Raw genomic sequence first — 4468 nt, 5'->3', positions numbered from 1 at the left:
CTGATCTCTGCTACCAGACGCCCCTTGCTGTCTTTGGTACGCTGGTATTGGTGTACCAGCGTTACCATCTTCACAAAGTTTAAAAACAGGTCATGCAAACGGCGGATCTTATGTGCATCCTCGGGCAACTGTAAACGCCCCGCATAAGGATTAACTACCTCCAGTGCTTCCAGACAGCGCACCAGGTTACGGATAAACCCTTTACTATCCTGTTCCTTGCGGGTGTCTGTCTCCCCTGCTGCCTTACTGTTCTGGTAGCCTATAATACGTCTGGTCTGCTCAGAGCTCTCGTCTACAGCTATCAGGAACACACGGCTCATATTGTCCTCATAAATCTCTCCATGGGTTGTACAGGCAAGGCTGGCTATCGGGCCTCTCACTGTCTTCTGACCACTGGTGATCTGCCCATTCTCCAGTTTAATACTGGTTGCACTGTTTAACTCTCCATTGCTCTGCAGCTCCCGGAACGCAAACTCAGCTTCCTCACTCAACCCATCTATATCCTCTAAGCATAATAACCGATTCATAAAGTAGCGCTCAGGGTAATTATATAACACTTTATCACTTACTCGTGTTAACCTTGTTACTTTCTCCGGTGGCATACACTCTGATACCTGCTTTAACAACCGGGTCTTACCGCTACCACTACTGCCCTGGATTAGTGCATGTAAGGGCGCAGGCATCTTGTAACTCAGCGCCACCAGTAATAAAAATAACCGGTTGCTTTCCTCTCCTACTATACCCGTTTCCCCCAACAGCTTGTTCAGCTTCTCCAACAAGCCAGCCTCCCGTAAAAAGCGCTCTGCAACACTCTGCTCGCTAACACTTAAAGTATACCCCTTTGCCTCTTCTCCTGCTGTTGGTTGCTCCTCCCTTTCACGATACTGATCCAACAGGTCGGTTAACTGGTAGAGGTCCTGTTCCAATATATCTTTTCGAAGGCCCAGCTTCTCACCTACCTCCCTGCATAACTTCTCTACCTGCTTATCCTCATACAAGTCCAGTTTATTGCGGCTCTTCTGACCATTATCCTTGCGCTCTACTACCAGCGTCACTTTCATACTATCCAGCTGTTTACTCACACCTCCCTGTACGTAATAAATGGCCAGATCGCCGCTGTAGCTCAGCTTATAGGGATTACTACTGTCCAGTACAGAGCTGGCTGGTAAAGTCGTTGTAACTGGCTCGGAGGAGGGAGCTTTTTGTTCTTCAACTGCTTCAACTGAAGAAAAAAATGCAGTTCGACTATTTAGTAAGTGAGGGAAGATCTCAGCGGTATGACTAACACCCATACTGTTGATGTCTTCGCCTTCTGGCAGAAGTAAGGTACTGATTAACACATGGGGTAATTGCTCTTTAAAAGTAGTAGCGTATTTCGCGACTGCCTTACGTCCTGCTTCATCCCCATCAAAAGCAAAGATGATCTCCTGCAGGTGGGTTAAGCCTTTGATGGCGGCTTCATGTTCTGCGGTTAGACCATTGGTCCCATAACAAGCCAGGATACCGTATGATTTAGATATTTCACTACACTGTAGTAGCGTGGCTGCATCTATCACCGATTCGGTCAGTATCAGTCTTGTTATATCTGAGGTAGGATAACAAGGATAAAGACCACTCCGGTCCTTTAAGTAATAATGACGCTGGTCCTCATCATTGACTGTATTGCGGAAGTACATACCACAGATCTCTCCCTTACTATCGCGCAACGCAAACACGATACAGTACTTTCCAAAAGGCCTATAGGCATGTCCGCCCTCTCTCGTATTCGTTCCCCATGGGGACAGTAACCCTGCCTCCACACAGGCTGCTATCAGCTGGTCATCCCTACGCCTGCCATGATGGAACTGGGCCGTGTTATAACCGATCTCTAACCGGGTAGCTTCTAAGCCCCTGCTTTGTATATATTCCTGCGCAGGCTTGCTGTTATGCACCGCATTCTTAAAATAAATGAACATGTGGCCCAGCGTCTCCTCTCGGCTGTAGTTCCTTGCTGGTGTAGCAGGAACACTACCACCTATTAACGCCTTACACTTCAGGATAGCTTCATACTTACTGCAGCCTTCCTTGTACATTACAAAGTCTATTACATCCAATGGCTTGCCATGCGTCTTACAGTTACTGCTAAAACAATAACAGCTATGCGTCTTGTAATACACCTGCAGGCTCGGTGTCTTGTCATCATGGAATGGGCAGTGTAATCGCAGGTGCTTATCCGGTTTTAACCCGTAATAGGACAGCACCTGCGATAACGTTAGCTGCTGCTTAATGGCTGCTATTTCCATCATAGGCCTTTTTAACGATCAGCTTTCCTTTTCCGACTATAATATCTATCGGATCACCTACATTAAAGCCTGCTTCTTCCAGCCACAGACCCCGTACATTTAGCCAGGGCACATTACGGCCGCCATGCCAGTGATTACTAACTGCCCGGTACTGCCCATGCATTTTACCGCGACGGAGTGCTTTACTTTTAGTTCCTGATGACATAAAATATTTTTTAATTAACCGTAAACGGTGCAAAGATACCGGATCAGTTTAATTGAACAAATATTTTACGATTTTATTTTACCGCATTCGTTTCATAATTTTGACCAAACCCTCCATAACAGGGGTTTTATTAACCGTAAACGTATCATACAATGGTCTCTTTTGGTAAAAAGCTCAGAGAGTGCAGAGAAGCTAAGGGGTTCTCACAACAGGAACTCGCTAAAAAACTGGGGTCTGCTCATACTGTCATCGGACGTTATGAGCGGGATGAGATGCTGCCGTCTATTGATGTAGTTAGGAAGTTGGCTGAAGCCCTGGATACTACAGTGGGATTCTTATTAGGGGAAGCTAATGATACTAATATCTTGAAGGACCCTAAGATGATGAAGCGACTCAATGAGATTAATGAACTCCCTGAGAAGGATAAAGAGTGCGTATATTCGTTACTGGATGCTTTCCTCGCTAAATCTAAACTTCAAGCTATACTCAAATAAAGATGCCCGGTGATCACCGGGCATCTTTATTTGAGTATAGCTTGAATAAAAATCTCTTTTAGGCTAAGAGTTCTTCATAAAAAGAAAAATATTTACTGTCTTTGACAATCTCCTTGCATTTTTTCAATAAATCGTCGCCTTCCTCATCACTTATATTATGTCCAAAAAATCCTTTTATACTAAACTCCGACAACGCTACGAAGATTGATAAATAATCGGAAAAAGTTCTCGCCAAAACATGTAACAATTCATCATCTTCAGTTAAAAATTTAACCTCTAATGTTTTTTTATCTACAACAAGCATATCAGTATCCCTCCCTCCAAATAAAAAATAGTCTTCATTTTCATTAATCCCTTTATTAAAATATAGCCCCATAGCTGTTAACTCTGATAAATCAAATGTCTTAAACAAATCATGCAATAGGTCTCCGTTTGAATCTATTACTGGCTTCAACCGTTTAGGTTCATACATCTCAAATATCCATGAACTCTCATCTTGTCTTGGATATTTATTGGTAATATCTAATAATTGCTGTTCAAATTCGACTATATTCATATTCAAATTATTTCTCTATTAGTAGTCTCATTCTTTTGGTAATCTGTCGTTATAACTTTTTGTCCAGTCTTCTCTATACCAATATAGTTACCATCCTTATCCTTTCCATAACTTTTATAAAATTCTAATACTCTATCTGTTTTCTGGCGATTCCCATCCTCATCATAATAATTATCTTCTTTTAAAATCTGATAATATCCACCATCAGGATTAATATAAATCTGTCCAATATGTGCTCCATTACCAAAGGTAGAGTTCCACATGGTATTTGGATTTTTTGAGAAAACTTCTACTGCTAAAGAAAGAAGATTCATAGACAAACCTAGTCCAGTCGTCACAGTTTTGGGATACTTTAATGGGTGTAGCTCCTTCGTCCATTTCTCATGAATAGTTTTAGGAACTGCAGTAGCCATATTCCCCTGTTGCTCATGGTGATGAACCAGAATATCATTCTCGTAACCGACATGAGTAGGATTGGATTCGATCCATTGAGCGTCTACCCTAGGAGCTGCGCCATTTCCAACCCTAGCCAGATTAGCAGGACTAAATGCCTCTGGTCTCATTTTGATTAACTCATTCCAATAATAGAGATAGTTTCTCGGAGCACCCAAAGGTTTTGTATATGTGGTAGCTACACTTAATTTCGGATTATTGGTGGCAGTCACACGAGCTGGGGCTCCATTCATATCTATACTATTAGCCGGGTTTAAATAACTATTAGGCAATGGTGAGGATGTATAAGTGGTTGGTTGTTCTTCTAAACCATCCAAATCCACTGCCCATATAGGCTTATTTCCTGCAAACTGATAAGGCGTATACCATGGGTAATCCCTAAACAACGGATCCACACTCAAAAACTTCCCTAACCTTGGATCATACACCCGCATCCCATAATCCTGCTGGTTCCCCTCTCCCTTCACCTCATTATCAT

Annotated in this window: 5 protein-coding genes; 1 reads left to right on the top strand and 4 read right to left on the bottom strand. The window is 42.7% G+C overall.

Going from position 1 to position 4468, the window contains the following annotated elements; genetic code table 11:
• Both CLV42_RS33445 and CLV42_RS33440 read right to left on the bottom strand, forming a co-directional pair.
• Positions 1 to 2285, bottom strand: a 2285-nt coding sequence (locus tag CLV42_RS33445; RefSeq protein ID WP_146154559.1) for a toprim domain-containing protein, incomplete at its 3' end; no start/stop codon positions are given.
• On the bottom strand, positions 2263 to 2487 hold the full coding sequence (locus CLV42_RS33440; protein WP_106606301.1) for a SymE family type I addiction module toxin: 225 nt from the start codon (positions 2485 to 2487) through the stop codon (positions 2263 to 2265). The genes CLV42_RS33445 and CLV42_RS33440, both read right to left, overlap by 23 nt.
• Positions 2488 to 2639: 152 nt before the next feature.
• Here CLV42_RS33440 and CLV42_RS33435 point away from each other — a divergent pair, with 152 nt between their 5' ends.
• A complete protein-coding gene (locus CLV42_RS33435) occupies positions 2640 to 2981 on the top strand; it encodes a helix-turn-helix domain-containing protein (protein ID WP_106606300.1) in 342 nt (113 codons plus the stop codon).
• Between the two features lie 58 nt (positions 2982 to 3039).
• Here the strand turns inward: CLV42_RS33435 and CLV42_RS33430 are convergent, their stop codons facing one another.
• Together CLV42_RS33430 and CLV42_RS33425 are read right to left on the bottom strand one after the other, a co-directional pair.
• Positions 3040 to 3537 (bottom strand): hypothetical protein, encoded by a 498-nt coding sequence (locus tag CLV42_RS33430; RefSeq protein ID WP_106606299.1) that lies wholly within the window; start codon positions 3535 to 3537, stop codon positions 3040 to 3042.
• A gap of 2 nt (positions 3538 to 3539) precedes the next feature.
• The coding region (locus tag CLV42_RS33425) for an RHS repeat-associated core domain-containing protein (protein WP_106606298.1) at positions 3540 to 4468 on the bottom strand (929 nt) is incomplete at its 5' end.

The organism is Chitinophaga ginsengisoli, assembly GCF_003014595.1.
In the GTDB taxonomy this organism is placed as follows: Bacteria; Bacteroidota; Bacteroidia; order Chitinophagales; family Chitinophagaceae; genus Chitinophaga; species Chitinophaga ginsengisoli.
This window is presented reverse-complemented; position numbering and strand designations above follow the sequence as displayed.

What these genes read in the sequence shown, in the direction of transcription:
- CLV42_RS33440 (WP_106606301.1), bottom strand. Translation starts at nt 2,487, where the DNA reads ATGTCATCAGGAACTAAAAGTAAAGCACTCCGTCGCGGTAAAATGCAT.
- CLV42_RS33430 (WP_106606299.1), bottom strand. Translation starts at nt 3,537, where the DNA reads ATGAATATAGTCGAATTTGAACAGCAATTATTAGATATTACCAATAAA.
- CLV42_RS33435 (WP_106606300.1), top strand. Translation starts at nt 2,640, where the DNA reads ATGGTCTCTTTTGGTAAAAAGCTCAGAGAGTGCAGAGAAGCTAAGGGG.